Origin of the sequence: Achromobacter sp. Bel (assembly GCF_012928505.1) — a bacterium.
In the GTDB taxonomy this organism is placed as follows: domain Bacteria; phylum Pseudomonadota; class Gammaproteobacteria; order Burkholderiales; family Burkholderiaceae_B; genus Achromobacter.
In genome coordinates, this window is sequence record NZ_JABBJN010000067.1 from 12,035 (window position 1) to 30,381 (window position 18,347).

Consider the following 18,347-nt stretch of genomic DNA (forward strand, 5'->3'; position numbering starts at 1 on the left):
CCACAGGTGTACGCAATGCAAGCCTCAGAGATCTCCGCGACGACGCTCCCCGCCACCATCGTGGCCCGCGTTCGCGACCTGGCGCGCAACCGGCCGGAGGACACGGCGCTGACCGTGGTTGACGCCACCGGCGAACGCCGCTTCACCTACGCCGCGCTGGATGCGCGCGTGCGGGCGTTGGCCGCAGTCCTGGCCGGCGCCTATGCGGTGAACGACCGCGCGCTCTTGCTGATGGACAACAACGAGCACTACGTGACCGGCTTCTTCGCGTGCATGTACGCGGGGTTGATTCCGGTGCCGGTGTTTCCGCCGGAATCCGTTCGGCGCCAGCAACTGGCCCGGGTCGCGACCATCGCCACCGATTGCGCGGCCCGCTGCGTACTGACGACGGCCGACCTGCGCGACGCCATCGCGCCGTTCGAAGACCTGTGGGCGGGCGCCGACATGCTGGCGATCGACGGCGAACTGGCGGTGCCCGGCGCGCATGACGCCGAATTTGAGCCGGATGGCGAACAGATCGCCTTCCTGCAATACACGTCGGGGTCGACTTCCGCGCCCAAGGGCGTGATGGTCAGCCATGCCAATTTGATGGCTAACGAGGCCGCCATCGCGGAGCGCCTGGGCGCCAATCCCGGTGATGTTTGGGTGTCGTGGTTGCCGCTTTACCACGACATGGGGTTGATCGGCGGTCTGCTGCAACCCTTGTACCGCGGCATTCCTTGCGTGCTGATGTCGCCGCGCTACTTCCTGGAACGACCGATGCGCTGGCCCGAAGCCGTCGCGGCCTATGGCGGCACGCATAGCGGCGGGCCGGACTTTTCCTATCGCCTGTGCCTGGAGCGCGCCAAGCCGGAACGCCTGGCGCAACTGGACCTGTCGCGTTGGCGCGTGGCGTTTTCGGGCGCCGAGCCCGTGCGGCACGATACGCTGCGTGATTTTCTGGCTACCTTCGCCCCGGCGCGCCTGGCGACCGGCGCGGTCTATCCTTGCTACGGGCTGGCAGAGGCGACGCTGCTGGTGACGGGCGGGGTCAGCGGCGGGGGGATGACGGCCACCGGCTTCGATCCGGCGTTGCTGGCCGCCGGCCAGGTGTCGCCGGCGCCGCAGGGGGGCAAGCTGGTGGCCTGCGGCACCGTGCCCAGCCATCACGCCGTGCGCATCGTGGATCCGGATTCGCTGGCCGACGCGGGCGATGGCCGCATCGGGGAAATCTGGGTGCATGGGCCCAGCGTCGCGCAAGGGTATTGGAACCGGCCCGACGCCACGGCCGACACGTTTGTGGAACAAGAGGGCAGGCGTTGGCTGCGGACCGGCGACCTCGGCTTCTTTCACGCGGGCCAGTTGCATATCGCAGGCCGGCGCAAAGACCTGATCATCGTGCGCGGGCATAACCTGTATCCGCAAGACATCGAACGCGCGGTGGAAGCCGAGGTCGAAGCTGTGCGCAAGGGCCGGGTGGCCGCGTTTTCGGTACAAGGGCCACAAGGCGAGGGCATCGGGGTAGCCGCCGAGGTCTCGCGCGGCCTGCAAAAACTGGTACCGCCCGAGGCGCTGCGCCACGCTGTGAGCCAGGCGGTCGGCGCCGCCTGCGGCGAACCGGCCAGCGTCGTTGTGTTGCTGAATCCGGGCGGGCTTCCCAAGACCTCAAGCGGGAAACTGCAGCGTTCGGCCTGCCGCGACGGCTGGCGCACGGGCGAGCTTGATGCCTATGCCGTCTTCGAGCACGGACAACGCCGCGACGCGACCGGTACGCCGCCGCCCGTGTCGGCGGCGGGTCTGGACGATGCGGACGCGCAGGCGCTGGCCGCGATCTGGCGCGATGCGCTGGGCGGCAACCTGCCCGACGCGCGGTCGAACTTCTTCGCCAGCGGTGGCAATTCGCTGGCGGCCGTGCAGGTCGCCGCGGCGATCGCTGCCCGCTGGAATATCGCGGCGTCTCCCCGGCTGGTGTTCGACTATCCGGAGCTGGCCGGTTGCGCCGCGCGCATCCGGGAGTTGGCCGCAGTCCCCCAGGCCCGGGAGCCCGGCGGCGCGGCGCCCGAGGGGCCGGTGGCAGCGGTGGCGCGGCGGGATGGTGCGGTGCCGCTGTCTTCGGCCCAATTGCGCCAGTGGTTCCTGTGGCAGCTGGATCGCGGCAGCAATGCCTATCACGTGGGCCGGGCGTTGCGATTGTCGGGACCCTTGGACGGCCCCGGCCTGGGCCAGGCGATACAAGCATTGATCCGCCGGCACGAGGCCCTGCGCATGCGTTTCCGGGTCTTGGAAGATGGCACGCCGGTGCAGCAGCCCATCGACCTGGACGCACCATCCGGCGACGGTGCTGCGCCGCCCTCGGTCGTGCGCCTGCGTGACCTGCGCCAGGGCGATCCGGCGTCGGCCCGCACACAGGCGGACGCGATCGTCCGGCTGGCGTTCGACACGCCGTTCGACCTGGAAGGCGCGCTACCGCTGCGCGTGGAGTTGCTGCGGGTGGATGACGAAGAACACGTCCTGGTCCTGGTGGCGCACCATATCGTGGCCGATGCCGTGTCGATGCGCGTGCTGTTCGAGGAAATCGGCGCGTTGATGGCGGGCCGGACGCTTGCCCCCGTGCCGCTGGCGTTCGCCGATTATGCCGCCTGGCAACGGGCGCAGCTTGAAGCCGGCCGCTGGGATGCGCAACGTGACGATTGGGTCCGGTCGCTGGGTGGCGAACAACCGACCCTTGAGCTGGCGACCGACCGGCCGCGCACGGCGGAAGGCCGCTATCAGGCAGCCCGCTGCGAGGTCGAGATTCCGCCAGATCTGTCGGCGCGGGTGCAGCGGGCGGCACGCAATGCGCAGGGCTCGGCGTTCATGCAATGGCTGGCCGCCTTCCAGGCGGTGCTGTATCGCTATACCGGCCAGACCGATGTGCGGGTGGGCGTGGCGGCGGCCAACCGGCCCTTGCCGGCGCTGGCCCGCACGGTGGGGTTCTTCGTGAATACGCAGGTGCTGCGCGGCCAGGTGCGCGGCCGGATGTCGTTGCGCGAGGTGGCGGCCCAGGCGCGGGAAACCGTGCTGGATGCCCAGGCGCGCCAGGACTATCCGTTCGACGGCGTGGTGGACGCGATCGCGCCTGAGCGCGGCGTGGGCCGCAGCCCGCTGTTCCAGGTGATGATGAACCACTTGCACGACGACGCCGGTTCGCCGTTGGCGCTGCCTGGCGTGGAGGCCACGGCGCTGCCGTTGCCGGAGGGCGCCGCGCAGTTCGAACTGACGCTGGAAACGCGGGAAGGCCGGGATGGCGCGCTGGCGGCCACGTTGATTTATGCCCGTGAGCTGTTCGATGCCGACACCATGCGGGCCTTCTCCAAGGCGCTGGTCAAGGTGCTGCGCCAATTGGTGGATGCGCCTGACGTGGCGTTGGATGCGCTTGACGTCCTGGACGAGGGCGTGCGCGACGCGCTGCTGGCGGCCGGCACCGGCGCCTGGACGCCGCGCGCCTTTACGCCGGTGCACCGCCTGATCGAAGGCCATGCCGCAAAGACGCCGCAAGCGCTGGCACTGATCGCCGGCGCCGACGAACTGAGCTATGCGCAGTTGAACGAACGCGCGAACCGGCTGGCGCATCTGCTGATCGCCCGCGGCGTCGGCGCGGATGTGGCGGTGGGCATCGCGCTGGGCCGGGGCGCGGACATGATCGTGGCGATGCTGGCCGTGCTGAAGGCGGGCGGCGTCTACGTACCGCTGGATCCCGGCTACCCGGCCGCGCGCCTGGCGCACATGATGCAGGACAGCGGGCTTGGACTGGTCTTGTCGCAAACATCGGTGGTGGGCAGGCTGACGCTGCCCCCGGGCATCCGGTGCGTGCTTGTGGACGGCGCTGCGGCAGCCGGCGCCCCAGGCGCCGACCTTGGCCGCCAGCCGGCGCACAATCCGGACCGCGACATCCATCCCGCGCAGTTGGCATATCTGATCTACACGTCGGGCTCGACCGGCTTGCCCAAGGGCGTGGCGGTCTCGCACGGCCCGCTCTCCATGCACATCCAGGCGATCGGTGCGCTGTACGGCATGACGCCCGAGGACCGTGAGCTGCAATTCGCATCCATCAATTTTGACGGCGCGCACGAACGTTGGCTGACGCCGCTGGCGTTCGGCGGCGTCCTGATCCCGCGCGATGACGAACTTTGGTCCGTCGAGCGCAGTTGCGCCGAAATCGTGCGCCTTGGCGTGACGATCGCGTGCTTCACGCCCAGTTATCTGCACCAGTTGGCGGAGGCCCAGGGTGACGCGGCCGCCGCGTTGCCGATCCGGTCCTATACGGTCGGCGGCGAAGCCACGTCGCGCACCACGTTGGCCCTGATCCAGAACACGCTCCGGCCGCCCCGCGTGATCAACGGCTACGGACCGACCGAAACCGTCATTACGCCGTTGATCGCCAAGGCATATCCAGACACCCCCAATGAGGCGGCCTACATGCCTATCGGCCAACCGGTGGGCGACCGTCGCGCCTATGTGCTGGACGCCGACCTGAACCTGCTGCCGCCGGGCGCGGCGGGCGAACTCTATCTGGGCGGCGACGGCTTGGCGCGCGGCTATCTGAACCGCGCGGACCTGACCGCGGAACGCTTCGTGGCCGATCCTTTCCTGGGCGGCGGCGCACGCATGTACCGCAGCGGCGACCTGGCGCGCTGGGGCAAGCACGGCCAGATCGAGTACCTGGGCCGGGTGGACCATCAGGTGAAGATCCGCGGCTACCGGATCGAACTGGGCGAAGTCGAGACGCAGTTGCTGGCCCAGCCTGGCGTGGGACAGGCGGTCGCCGTGGCGACGGGCGGCCATGCTGGAGCGGCCCGGCGCCTGTTGGCGTATGTGGCGCCGGCTGCCGGAACCACCGTGGACGCCGATGCGTTGCGGACGTCGCTTGCGCGCGTGCTGCCGGACTACATGGTGCCCGCGCGCGTGTTGGTGCTGCCGACGCTGCCACTGAATGCGGCGGGCAAGGTCGACCGCCATGCGCTGCCCGAAGAACCCGCGCGGGAAGGCGCGTCCTTCGCCGCGCCCCGGCCGGGACTGGAAACCGCGCTGGCGGCCATCTGGGCCAAGGCGCTGGGGGTGAAGGCAGTCGGGCGGGACGACAATTTTTTCGAACTGGGCGGCGACTCCATCCTGACGTTGAAAGTGGTGGCGCTGGCGCGGCAGGCAGGGTTGATCCTTAGCCCCAAGCAATTACTGCAACAGCAGACGCTGGCCGCCCTGGCGCCCGGCGTCTTGCTGGCGGACGACACGGCGGACGCCGCGGCGCCGGCCGAACCCGCCACCGGCGCCGCGCGCCTGGCGCCCGAGCGCTTGGCCCAATTGCCGGTTCCCGTGGAAGACATCGAAGACGCGTATCCCTTGAGCCCGATGCAACACGGCATGCTGCTGCACACGTTGCGCAATCCGAATTCCGGCATCTACGTGATGCAGGACAGGTACCGCGTTGACGGCGAACTGGACGAGGATGCCTTCGAATGGGCCTGGCGGCGCGTGCTGGAAAACCATCCGGCGCTGCGCGCGACCTTCCACTGGCAGTGGACGCATGACCCGGTGCAGGTCATTCGGCGCACCGTGGCGCTGCCGGTGCAGCGCCTGGACCTGCGCGAATTGGGCCAGGAGGCCGCCGTGGCGCACTACGAGTCACTGCTGAACGAGGAGCTGCGGACGGGGCTGCCGTTGGACCAGGCGCCCTTGCTGCGGCTGCGCGTGGCCCGCGTGGCCGAGCGTGAGTACCGGTGGGCGTTGAGCTTTCACCACATGTTGATGGACGCTTGGTGCCTGTCGCTGCTGCTGACGGACTTCTTTGACAATTACGACGCGCGCCGCGCCGGCCAGGGGCCCGTGCGCACGCCCAGCCGCCCGCATCGCGATTTCATCGATTGGCTGCAAGGTCGCGACATCGATGCCGCCCGCCACTATTGGCGCGACGCGCTGGCGGGCTTCGGCGCCGTGACGCCGCTGCCGGGGCTGCGCACGGAGACGGTGGGCGAAGTGTCGTCGATGGTCGACCTGACCAGCACGCTGAGCGAGTCCCAGACCACGCAGCTGCAACGCGTCGCGCAGCAATGCCGGGTCACGCCCAATACCGTGATCCAGGCGGCCTGGGCGCTGACACTGGCGCGCCATGCCGGCCAGGACGAGGTGCTTTACGGCGTCACGGTGGCCGGGCGGCCGACCGATATGGCGCAGGCGCAGCAGACGATCGGCATTTTCATCAACACCATTCCGATGCGCGTGCGCCTGCCGGCGGGCGGATCGTTGCCGGCGGCGCAATGGATGCGCACGCTGCTGGACCAGAACGCCGACATGCGCGCCCACGAGCATTTGTCGCTAGCCGACGTGCAGGGCTTTAGCGACGTGGCGCCGGGCCAACCCCTTTTCGACAGCCTGGTGGTGTTCGAAAACGCGCCGATCGCCGGGTCGGTTTTCGACAGAGCGGGGCGCATGGGGCTGAGTTCGTTGGGAATGCGTACGCATACCAACTACCCGTTGACCGTGGTGCTGTTGCCGGGGCCGCGCCTGGCGCTGCAGCTTACCTACGATACCCGCCGTCTGGATGCGCAAGCCGTGGCGGGCATGCTGGCCACGTTCCGCGCCAACGTCGAAGCGCTGATCGCGACACCCGACGCGCCCGTGGCCTCCTTGATGGCGCCGCCGCCGGCCGAGCGGGACCGCTTGCTGGCTGCCGGCCGGGGCCGACAGGCGGATTATTGCTTCGACGCCGGCTATGTGCGGCTGTTTGAGGCCCAGGCCGCCCGGCGCAACGGGATCGCCGTGCGTTGCGGCCAGGACGCCGTGACCTATCCCGAACTGAACCGGCGTGCCAATCGTATCGGCCAGGCCTTGATCGAACGCGGCGTGGGCGCCGACGATGTGGTGGCCGTGTATTGCGAGCGGGGCGTGGATTTCATCGCGTCGGCGCTGGGCGCGTTCAAGGCCGGCGCGGCCTATCTTGGGCTGGACGTGCGCTTGCCGCCGCAACGCGTGGCGTCCATCCTCAGCCAGAGCGGCGCCAAGGTGGTGCTGGTCGGCACGGCCGAAGCGCCGCTGCTGGACGCGGCGCTGGCGCTTGTGCGGAACGCTCCGCGCGTGCTGTGGGCCGAAGAGGCGCTGGCCGGGCCGGCGCGCGGCCGCGGGCAGGAGCCGGGCAACCCCGGACGCCATGCGCACCCGGACCAGGCGGCCTACCTGATCTTCACGTCCGGCTCCACGGGCGAGCCCAAGGGGGTGGTGGTCACGCACCGGGGCATGCTGAACAACCAGTTGAGCAAAGTGCCCGCGTTGGGGCTGGACGAGCATGCCGTCATCGGGCAGACGGCGGCGCCCAGTTTCGATATTTCCGTGTGGCAAATGCTGGCGGGCCTGCTGTGCGGCGCCACGGTCGAAGTGGTGCCGGACGATACGGCGCGCGATCCCGTCGCACTGCTGCGTCATGCCCACGCGCGCGGCATTACGGTATTGGAAAGCGTGCCGACGCTGATCCAGGGCATGCTGGCCGTGGAACCGGTGGCGTTGCCGGCCTTGCGCTGGATGCTTCCCACGGGCGAAGCCACGCCGCTGTCGTTGGCGCGCGACTGGCTGCGGCGCTATCCCGGCGTACCGCTCGTCAACGCGTACGGCCCCGCCGAATGCGCCGACGACGTTGCGTTCTTCACGTTGCGCCCTGGCGACCAGGAACCCGGTCCGGGGCTGCCCATTGGCACGGCCGCCGACAACACGCGGCTGATGGTGCTGGATGCCGAACTGAATCCGGTGCCACCGGGTGTCGTCGGCGAGATCTATATCGCTGGCGTAGGCGTAGGGCGCGGCTACACGCGCCGGCCGGGCCTGACCGCCGAACGCTTCCTGCCCGATTTGCACGGAGGCGGGGCGGGTGCACGCATGTACCGCAGCGGCGATCTCGGGCGCATGCGGCCGGACGGCGTGCTGGAGTACGCCGGGCGGGTCGACCATCAGGTCAAGGTGCGCGGCTACCGCGTGGAGCTGGGCGAGATCGAGGCCCGCCTGGCGGCGTTGCCGGAAGTCGGCGAGGCCGCGGTGCAGGCGGTCGACGACGGCAACGGCACCCGCTTGGTGGGCTATGTGGCGCCGGCCCCCGGGTGGCAACCACCCGAGGGCGCGCAGGCGTGGCGCGAGGCGCTGCGCGCGGCGCTTGCCCGCGATCTGCCCGACTACATGATCCCGGGCGTGTGGGTGCGATTGGACGCCTTGCCGCGCAACCGCAACGGCAAGCTTGACCGCAAGGCGCTACCCGCGCCGGACCTGAACGAAACGGCCCGCGAGTACGTGGCGCCGAACGATGGCCTGGAAGCGCAATTGGCGCAGATCTGGTCGGAGGTGTTGGGGGTGGAACGGGTAGGACGCCTGGACAACTTCTTCGAACTGGGTGGCCATTCGCTGATGGTCATGCAGGTCACGGCGAGGATCCAGGCGAGCCTGGGCAGGCCGGCGCCCATCAACGCCTTGTTCGAACACCAGACGCTGGCGGCATTTGCCGGGCACTTGCAGCACGTGGGCGGCGCGGCGGACGCGCAGGCGCTGGACGCCTTGGACGCTTTTATGGATACGTTGGAGAATCACTGATGTCGAACGCCTCGCTCGCGCGCATTGCCACGCGCTTCGCAACCCTGGGGCTGGCGGAACGCCAGGCGGTCTATGGCAGGCTGCGCGAGCAGGGGCTGTCGCCAGCGCAATTCCCCATTGTGCCGGCCAGCGCCGCCGAGCGCCGCGAACTGTCGCATGCGCAGCAGCGGCAATGGTTCCTGTGGCGGCTTGCGCCGGACGCCACGGCCTACCATATCGCGGGCGGCCTGCGCCTGCGCGGCACTCTCGACATCCCCGCGTTGCAAGCCGCGCTGGACGCGTTGGCGCAGCGGCATGCCGCCTTGCGCACTCGCTTCGAACAAGACGCGCACGGGTCGCCCTCGCAGCATGTGCTTGATGCCGGGGCGCTGCCGCTGGAACGGGTCGATGTGTCCGGGCAGGCCGGCGGCGATCGCGAGGCGGCGTTCGCGCAGGCGGCCGCCTTGCTGAACGGCCGCGCGTTCGACCTGCTTGCCGGGCCGCTTGCGCGATTCGCCTTGCTGCGGGCTGCGGAGGACGACCACGTGCTGGTTGGCGTGCTGCATCATATCGTGGCCGACGGCTGGTCCATGCAGGTGCTGCTGGACGAGCTGGCTGCTTGCTATCGGGCAGCGCTTGAAGACGTGCCCGCCGACCTCCCGCCCCTGAACGTCGACTATGCCGATTACGCGGCGTGGCAGCGCAGTTGGCTTGCGGCGGGGGAAGAGGCGCGCCAGCTGGCGTATTGGCGTGCGCAATTGGGCGGTGAAGATCCCTGGCTGCAACTGCCTGTTGACGGACAACGCATATCGGGCAATGCCTTCCGGGCGGCCCGCGAGACGATCGCGCTGCCGGAGGGCATGCCTGAGCGCTTGCGCCGGGCTTGCCAGCGCGACGGCTGCACGCTGTTCAGCGCGTTGCTTGGCGCGTTCCAGGTGTTGCTGCACCGCGAAAGCGGGCTGGATGACATCCGTGTCGGCGTGCCCACGGCGAACCGCGGCCGTCAGGACACGGCGGGCCTGGTGGGCCTGTTTGTCAATACCCAGGTGCTGCGCAATGTCCTGTCCGGCGCCGACACGCTGGGGGAAGCCGTGTCCCGCGCAAGCGACGCCATGATCCAGGCGCAAGCGCATGGCGAACTGCCGCTGGACCGCATCGTCGACGCCCTGCATCTGACCCGTTCGGCGCAGCGCAATCCGCTGTTCCAGGTCATGACCAACCATTTGCGCGACGACTATGAGGCGCTGGCCGCATTGCCGGGTCTGACCTTGACACCGTTTGCCGTGCCCTTGGACGACACGCCGTTCGAGCTGACGTTGGAAACTCGCGAGGACACTGCCGGCGGCCTGACCGCCAGCGTGATCTACGCCGCCGACCTTTTCCGCGTCGAGCGCATGGCGCAGCTTGCCCAGCGGTATGTGCGTGTGTTGAGCCTGTGGCTGGACGCGCCGCAGACGCGTGTCGCGGAACTGCCCTGGTTGCGAGCGGACGATGAGCGTGATCTTCTGTCGCAAGGCGATGGCGGCGAGGCACGCGCGGTGTCCAGCGTTCCCGAACGGCTGGCGGCGCAAGCGGCGGCCACGCCGGATGCGCCGGCGCTGGTGATGGGAGACGCCAGCCTGCGCTATGCGGAGCTGGACGCGCGCACCAATCAGTTGGCGCACGCACTGCGCGTGGCCGGCGTCGGCCCGGAAAACCGGGTCGGCGTGCTGATGACGCGTTCCATCGAGATGGTGGTGGCGCTGCTGGGGGTGATGAAGGCGGGTGCGGCCTATGTGCCGATCGATCCGGAATTGCCTGCGGAGCGGCTGAGTTACCTGTTTGAAGACAGCCAGGCGGCGTTGCTGTTGACGCAAGCTGCCTGGAAAGGCCACTTGCCGGCCGGCGCGCCGGATGCCTGGGCCTTGGATCAAACGGACCTGTCCGCATATCCGGCAACGCCGGTCGGCCACGTACCGCATCCGGAGCAGGCGGCGTATGTGATCTACACGTCGGGCTCCACCGGCAAGCCCAAGGGCGCGGTCAACCGCCACGGCGCGCTGGCGCAGCGGTTGGCCTGGATGCAACAAGCCTATCCGCTGGGCGCAGCCGACACGGTCTTGCAGAAAACCCCGTTCGGTTTCGACGTGTCGGTCTGGGAGTTCTTCTGGCCGCTGATGGTCGGCGCCAAGCTGGCCGTGGCCGAGCCGGGCGAACACCGCGACCCGCAGGCCCTGGCGGCGCGGATCGCCGCCCATGGCGTCACCGTCTTGCACTTCGTGCCCTCGATGCTGTCGGCCTTCCTGGCCGGCGGCGTATCGCAAGATCAAGTGCCCACGCTGCGCCGGATCGTCTGCAGCGGTGAAGCCCTTCCGGGCGAACTGCGCGACCGCTGCTTCGCCGCCTTGCCCGGCGTGGCCTTGAACAATCTGTACGGCCCGACCGAGGCGGCTATCGATGTGACGTTTCACGACTGCGTCGCAGGCGAAACGGGCGCCGTTCCCATCGGTGCGGCCATCACCGGTACGCAGGTCTATGTGCTGGACGCGGACCTGAATCTGGCCCCGCCGGGGGTAGCGGGCGAACTTTACCTGGGCGGCGCCGGACTGGCCCGTGGTTACCTGTCGCGTCCCGGGCAGACGGCCGAGCGCTTCGTGGCCAGCCCATTCGGCGAAGGCCGCCTGTACCGCACGGGGGACCGCGTGCGCTGGACCGACGCTGGCGAGCTGGACTATCTGGGCCGCCTGGACTTCCAGGTGAAGATCCGGGGCCTGCGCATCGAGCTGGGCGAAATCGAATCCAGGTTGCTCGGCCAGCAGGGGGTGCGCGAAACCGTGGTGGTCGCCGTCGACGGGCCCGGCGGCGGACAACGTCTGGTGGCGTACGTGGCGCCCGCAGCCAATGTCGACACCGAGGCGTTGCGCACCGCGCTTGCCCGGGAACTGCCGGACTACATGGTGCCTTTCCGGATCATCGCACTGGACGCGCTGCCGCTCAGCGCCAACGGCAAGATCGACCGCAAGGTCTTGCCGGCTCCGGTATTCGACGATCAAGCTGACGCTGCACCGCCCGAGGGCCCGACGGAAGCTGCCATCGCCGCTATCTGGGCCGATGTGCTGGGCGTCGCCATGGTCGGCCGCGACGCGAACTTCTTCGAACTGGGCGGGGACTCCATTCTTAGCCTGCAAATCGTGTCCCGGCTGCGCCAGCAAGGGTGGGCCATCACCCCGCGCGACGTCTTCGAGCACCAGACGGTCGCTCGCCTGGCTTCGGCAGTACAGCCGCTGGCCAGCCAATCTGAAGCGATCCGTTCGCCAGCAACGGGCGAAGCCCCGTTGCTGCCGATCCAGGCCCAGTTCTTCAGGCAAGCCATGCCGGTGCGTAGCCATTGGAACCAGGCCGTGCTGCTGACGCCGTCGGAACCCCTGGACGAAGCCGCGTTGCGGGCGGCGCTCGCGCAACTGGTCGCGCATCACGACAGTCTGCGCTTGCGCTTCTACGAAGCCTGCCAGGGCTGGACGCAGCGGTACGCCGAAGACGAAGCGCCAGCGGATTTGCTGTGGACCGCGCACGCCGCCGATACCGACGATCTGGCCGCCCGGTGCGACGACGCGCAACGCAGCCTGACGCTGTCCCAAGGCCCGCTGTTACGGGCGTTGGCGGTGCGAATGGGTGACGGGACCGACCGTCTGCTGCTGGCGATTCATCATCTGGCGGTGGACGGCGTGTCGTGGCGCATTCTGCTGGAGGACCTGCAGTCGGCGTACCAGGCGGCGCGGCAAGGCGGTCGGGCGCAACTGCCGGCCAAGACGGCGCACTATGGCGAATGGACGCGGCATGTGGCGGGGTTGCCCGCAGGGATTGACGCCGCTGAACGCGAATACTGGCAGTGCGTGGCGCGGGACGCCACCGCAGGCGCGGGACCCGCGTGGCTGACAGACGCCATGGATCAGCCTGGGCGCGAAGGCGAGCGCGAACAGCTGGGATTCTCGCTGGATCCGGCGACGACGCAGGCCTTATTGCGGCAAGCGCCGTTGGCCTACCGCACGCAGATCAACGACCTTCTGTTGACCGCGCTGGCGCAGGCCCTGACGGAACAGAGCGGCGCGGATGCCTCGGCGCGGATCCGCATTGATATCGAAGGCCACGGTCGCGAGGCCGGTCCTGATGCGCCCGACATCGCGCGCACGGTGGGCTGGTTCACGACGCTGTATCCGGTGGCGCTGGACGCCCGCGGCGAATCGGGGCAAGCGCTCAAACGCGTGAAAGAGACACTGCGGGCCGTGCCGCGCAACGGGCTGGCCTATGGGCCCTTGTTCGGCGCGTCGCATCGGGCGGCGGGCGTGCTGTTCAATTATCTGGGCCAGTTCGACGGCAGTTTCCATGACGGCGGCTGGCAACCGGCAGGCCAGGCGCCGGGCGCCACGATGGATGCCCGGGCGCCGTTGTGGCATGCCTTGTCGGTGGAAGGCCAGGTGTACGACGGCCGTCTGGCGATCAGCTTCGGTTTTAGCGGGCAGCGACTTGAACGGACACGCGTGCAAGCCCTGGCGGACGCGTACCAGGCGGCGCTGACCACCCTGATCGCCCATTGCGCCGCCGGTCCGCAAGGCGTGACGCCCTCCGACGTTCCGCAGGCGCGCCTGACCCAGAGCCAACTTGACGCCTTGCCCATTCCGGCCGCGCGCCTGGAGGACCTGCTGGGCCTGTCACCCATGCAGGCCGGGATGCTGTTTCATGCGCAATTCGACCCGCGCGGGCAGGCGTATGTCATGCAACTGCGCGCGGACATCGGCGGCCTGGACGCTGAACGCTTCCGTGCGGCATGGCATCAGGCGCTGGCTTGCCACGCGGCATTGCGCAGCGGTTTCATGGCCTACGGCGGCGATTGGCTGCAATGGGTGGCGCGCGATGTGGCATTGCCCTGGTCGGTGCATGACGGCCGCGCCGTACCGCAAGAGAAGCGAGGCGTGTGGGGCGACGGCATTGCACAGGCCGAGCGCGACGCGGGATTCGACCTGGCTCAACCGCCGCTGATGCGCTGCGCGCTGCTGCGCACCTCGGAAGACGGGTGGACCTTCCTTTGGACCTGCCATCACCTGCTGCTTGACGGCTGGAGCGCGTCCCGGCTGCTGGGCGACGTGTTGCGGGCGTATCAAGGCGCCGCGTTGACGGCGCCCGTGGTGCGCTATCGCGACTATCTGGCGTGGCGCGACAGCCGTGACGACGCGGCGACACAAGCCTTTTGGGAAGGCGAGACCCGCGCGCTGGATGCGCCGACGCATCTTGCGCCCGTGCTGGGCGGCGGCGACGCCGACGCGCCCGATACCGGCCATGCGGAATGGACCGACGTTCTGGATGGCGCGCAAACCGGGGCAGTGACGCGCCTGGCACGCGATGCGCGCGTCACCGTGAATACGGTGTTGCAGACGGGGTGGGCCCTGGTGTTGCGCCGGCTGCTGGGCCGGGAGGTCGTGGCGTTCGGCGCGACGACCTCTGGCCGACCCGCCTCGTTGCCCGGCGCGCAGGACATGCTGGGCTTGTTCATCAACACCTTGCCCGTCGTGGTCGAACTGCCGCCTGGCGATCGCGTGGCGGACAGCCTGCGCGCGCAGCAAGCGCGTCATGCGGCCGCGCGCGAGCACGAGCATGCGCCGTTGCATCAGGTGCAACGCTGGGCGGGTGTTGGCGGCCAGGCGTTGTTCGATACGCTGCTGGTGTTCGAGAACTTCCCCATCGACGCGGCGCTGCGCGAGGCGGAACCGGCCGGGCTGCGGCTGGGCGACGTCGCCATGCATAGCGGCAACCATTACCCGTTGACGGTGCGCGCGCTATTGGAGCCGGCGCCCGGCCAACCGCCCGTGCTGCGGCTGGAATATCTGTATGACCCGCGCCGCGTGTCCGCGGAGTCCATCGCGCGGGTGGCCAAGGCGTACGCCCACGTGTTGCAAGCGATGGCGGCCAAGCCCGACTTGGCGCTGGGCGAGATCGGCCTGACGGTGGCGGACGCGGGCTGGCGCCGGGCCAGCGGGGCGACGGGTGACGCGGCACGCGCGTCCGCGCCCGTGATGACCCGCTATCTGGAGCAGGTGAGCCGCCGTCCGGATGCGCCGGCGGTGCGCGACGGCACGCAAGCCTGGACCTACGGTGAGCTGGACGGCCGCGCCCGCGCGCTCGCGCAAGCGTTACGCGCAGAGGGCGTAGGGCCGGAGTCGCGGGTCGCTGTGCTGGCAGAACGGTCTTGCGCCAGCGTATTGGGCCTGCTGGCGTCTTGGCACGCGGGCGCCGCTTTCGTTCCGCTGGATCCGCTGCTGCCCGCCGAACGGCTGGCCTTCCAGCTGCGCGACAGCGGTGCGTCGGTGCTGCTGGCGCACGCGACGCCCAATTGGGCGCAAGACGTGCCGGTGCTGGGATTCGATGTGCCACCGGTTGCCGACGCCGCGGCCGGGCCATCGGCGGCGCCGCATCCGGACCAGGCGGCCTATCTTATCTATACGTCAGGCTCGACCGGGCAGCCCAAGGGCGTGATCGTGTCGCATGGCGCGCTGGCCAATTACGCCACGGCGGTCGCGCAGCGTTTCGGCGTAGCGCCGGCCGCCAGCATGGCGATGGTGTCCACGGTCGCGGCCGACCTGGGCCATACCGTGCTGTTCGGCGCGTTGTGCCAGGGCAGCGAACTGCATCTGCTGGATGCGCGCCTGGCGTTCGATCCTGATGGTTTCGCCGACTACATGCACGCGAACCAGATCGACGCGCTGAAAATCGTGCCGGGGCATTTGCAGGCGCTGCTGGCGGCGGCGCAACCCCAGCACGTCCTGCCGCGGCGCTGGCTGGCGTGCGGCGGCGAAATCCTGAGCGCGGCCTTGCTGGACCAGGTGCGTGCGCTGCGCCCCGAATGCCAGGTGTTCAACCACTACGGCCCGACGGAAACGACCGTGGGCGCAGTGGCGGGGCGGGCGGAGGCACTGGCCGATGGCCAGGTGCCGTTGGGGCTGCCGCTGGATGGCCTGCGCGCCTATGTTCTGGACGAGGCGTTGCAACCGGTGCCGGCGGGCCTGGCGGGCGATCTCTACCTGGCGGGCGCGGGCGTCGCGCGGGGCTACCAACGCCGTCCCGGCCTGACCGCCGACCGCTACGTGGCCGACCCGTTCGTGGCTGGCGCGCGCATGTACCGAAGCGGAGACCGCGTGTCGCGCCTGGCCGATGGCCGCTTATTGTTCCTGGGGCGCGGTGACGACCAGGTCAAGATCCGCGGTTACCGCGTCGAGCCGGGCGAAGTGGCGGCGGCCCTGCGCCGGATCAGCGGCGTATCGCAGGCCGAGGTGATGGCGTGGCCCGCAGCGGATGGCCGTCTTCAACTGCACGCCTATGTGGCGGGCGTCGCTTGCCCGTCGGGCGAGCGCCTGCGCGACGCATTGACGGCCCTTTTGCCTGACTACATGGTGCCTGCCGGGTTCACCCAGTTGGCGGGTCTGCCGCTGACGGCCAATGGCAAGGTGGACCGCCGGGCCTTGCCCGAGCCGGGCGCGGCGCCGGTCGGGGCGGCGGGCACGGAAGCGCCGCAAGGTGATGTCGAGCGCCGGCTGGCCGCGATCTGGTCTGAATTGCTGGGCGGCGTCCACATCGGCCGCAGCGGGGATTTCTTCGCGTTGGGCGGCGATTCGATCCTGAGCCTGAAGATGATCGCGCGCGCCCGCAAGCAGGGGCTGCGCATCACCGCCAAGCAGGTGTTTGAACATACGACGTTGCGGGCGTTGGCCGCGGCGGCTGCCCCGGACGGCCAAACGGCGCCGTTGGCGGCGGGGCCGCAGGCCGGTGGCGCGCAGACGATGCCGTCGCCGACGATCGCGGCGTTGGACGAGGTGGCGCGCTCGCACCCGCAGCCGTTGTCGCACGCGCAGCAACGCTTGTGGTTCCTGTGGAAGCTCGACCCCCACGGCAGCGCCTACCACATCGCGGGCGCCCAGCACTTGCGCGGCGCGTTGTCCGTGGATGCCTTGCAGGCCGCGCTGGACAGCCTGATCGCCCGCCATGGCGCGTTGCGAACGGTCTACCGCGAAGGCGCAGATGGCGAGGTGCGCCAACAGGCCTTGCCCGCCAAGGCGATGCCCCTGCCATGCCAGGACGTAGGTCCGGACGACGCGCGGCTTCGCCGCGAAGCCGCCGCCCTGGTGGCGCAGCCCTTTGACCTGGCGCACGGGCCGGTATTGCGGGCAGCCTTGCTGCGCCGTGCGGCGGACGATCATGTGCTGGTTATCGTGATGCACCATATCGCCGCCGATGGCTGGTCCCTGCAGCGCTTGCAAGATGAGCTGGCGCACAGCTATGACGCGTTGTCGCGCGGCGTGGCGCCTGCGCTGCCGCCGTTGCCACTGGCCTATGTGGACTATGCCGTCTGGCAGCGCCAGTCACTGGCGCAAGGCGAGGGCGAGCGGCAATTGGCGTATTGGCGGGCGGCGCTGCCCGACGACGATCCGGGCTTGCTATTGCCGGGCCGCCGCGCGGGCGTGACGGGCGGCGTTCATGCCGGCAGCCTGCGGGCGACGCTGGCATCGGCGCAGGTGCAGGGACTGAAGGCGGCCGCCCAAGCGGCCGGCACGACCTTCTTCGCCGCCATGCTGGCGGGCTTGCAGGCGACGCTGCATCGGCAGACCGGGCAAGAGGCGGTGCGGGTGGGGGTGGCGACGGCCAATCGTCATTGGCCGGGCGCCGAGGACCTGGTGGGCGTGTTCGTCAATACCCAGGTCATCCCCAGCCGTGTGTCCGCGGGCACCACGCTGGGCGCAATGCTGCGGGCGGCGGCGCAACAGGTGCGCCAGGCGCAGTGGCATCAGGACCTGCCGTTCGAACAATTGGTCCAAGCCCTGCAACCGGCGCGGGACAGCGGCCGGCACCCGTTGTTCCAGATACTCTTCAATCACCAGCGTGTCGACCGGCGCATGCCCGACCGATTGGGCACGTTGGAGGTCAGCGAGTTTGCCCTTGGCGACGCCGCGCCGCAGCTCGAATTGGCGCTGCACAGCACCGAATGGGAAGACGGCCACGTAGAGCTGGTCTGGGTGTACGACGCGGACTGCTACCCGCCCGGCGCGATCGACCGGTTGGCGCAAGACTATCTGGCCACCTTGGCCCGGTTGGCGCAGCGGCCGGACGAGCTATTGGGAGATGGGGAAAGCGGCTCGCCAGCCGGGGCGGTCTTGTTGTCGCAAGGCGACGGCGGCGCGGCGCGGGCGCTGTCCAGCGTGCCGGAACGGCTGGCAGCGCAAGCGGCGGCCACGCCGGATGCGCCGGCGCTGGTGATGGGCGACGCCAGCCTGCGTTATGCAGAGCTGGACGCGCGCACCAATCAGTTGGCGCACGCACTGCACGCGGCCGGCGTCGGCCCGGAAAGCCGGGTCGGCGTGCTGATGACGCGTTCCATCGAGATGGTGGTGGCGCTGCTGGGCGTGATGAAGGTGGGCGCGGCCTATGTTCCGATCGATCCGGAGCTGCCTGCGGAGCGGCTGAGTTACCTGTTTGAAGACAGCCAGGCGGCACTGCTGTTGACGCAAGCTGCCTGGAAAGGCCACTTGCCGGCCGGCGCGCCGGATGCCTGGGCCTTGGATCAAACGGACCTGTCCGCGTATCCGATAACGCCGGTCAGCCACGTACCGCATCCGGAACAGGCGGCGTATGTGATCTACACCTCCGGCTCCACCGGCAAGCCCAAAGGCGCGGTGAACCGCCACGGCGCGCTGGCGCAGCGGTTGGACTGGATGCAACAAGCCTATCCGCTGGGCGCCGACGACACCGTCTTGCAGAAAGCC

At 69.5% G+C, this 18,347-nt stretch carries 2 protein-coding genes; both read left to right on the plus strand.

Features of this window, described 5'->3' with window-relative positions:
* The first annotated feature begins 15 nt into the window (after positions 1–15).
* A complete protein-coding gene (locus tag HG262_RS27265; protein ID WP_169273987.1) occupies positions 16–8,583 on the plus strand; it encodes a non-ribosomal peptide synthetase in 8,568 nt (2,855 codons plus the stop codon).
* The coding region (locus tag HG262_RS27270) for a non-ribosomal peptide synthetase (RefSeq protein WP_169273988.1) at positions 8,583–18,347 on the plus strand (9,765 nt) is incomplete at its 3' end. The genes HG262_RS27265 and HG262_RS27270, both read left to right, overlap by 1 nt.

Excerpts from the sequence above, each read along its gene's own strand:
- HG262_RS27265 (WP_169273987.1), top strand. The coding sequence starts at position 16 with ATGCAAGCCTCAGAGATCTCCGCGACGACGCTCCCCGCCACCATCGTG.